Consider the following 629-nt stretch of genomic DNA (forward strand, 5'->3'; position numbering starts at 1 on the left):
TCCCCGCCCCGCTCGGCGCGGTCGGGCTGCCTGCCTCGGGGTGGGACGCGGTGCGGCGGGCCCGGTCCCCTGAACGGCCGCGTGCGCAGGCGTACCTGGACGCCTACTTCACCTCTCGCGCGGCCGTGTCCGGTGACCGCTGCGGCGGTACCGATCCGGGCATGCTGTGCGGCTTCGGCGAGCACGCGGGCCGGACCGTCGCCTACGCCGCCCAGACCGGGACGGCGACCCGCCCGGCCGGCTACCGCACCGCCGCCCGTCTGATCCGGCTCGCGGACCGTCTCGGCATCCCGGTGCTCACCCTGGTGGACACCCCCGGCGCGGCCAACGACGCGGAGGCCGAGCGCCAGGGCGCGGGCGCGGCCATCGCCGACCTGTTCGCCGCGGTCGCCTCCGCCCGTACCCCGATCACCACCCTGCTCATCGGCGAGGGCGGCTCCGGGGGCGCGCTGGCCCTGGCGGCGCCCGGAGCCACGTACGCCACACCGGACAGCTACTTCTCCGTGATCGCGCCGGAACTGGCGGCGGCGATCCTGAAGCGCGGTCCGGAGGAGGTCGAGTCGACGGCGGACCAGCTGCGGATCCGGCCGCAGGACCTGGTGGAACTCGGGGTGGTCGTACCGTACGGG

At 76.5% G+C, this 629-nt stretch carries 1 protein-coding gene; it reads left to right on the top strand.

Annotated features, from left to right (window positions below; genetic code table 11):
* The coding region (locus tag EHS43_RS45620) for a carboxyl transferase domain-containing protein (protein ID WP_312023484.1) at window positions 1–629 on the top strand (629 nt) is incomplete at both ends.

This window comes from Streptomyces sp. RP5T, from assembly GCF_003933965.1.
Taxonomy (GTDB): Bacteria; Actinomycetota; Actinomycetes; order Streptomycetales; family Streptomycetaceae; genus Streptomyces.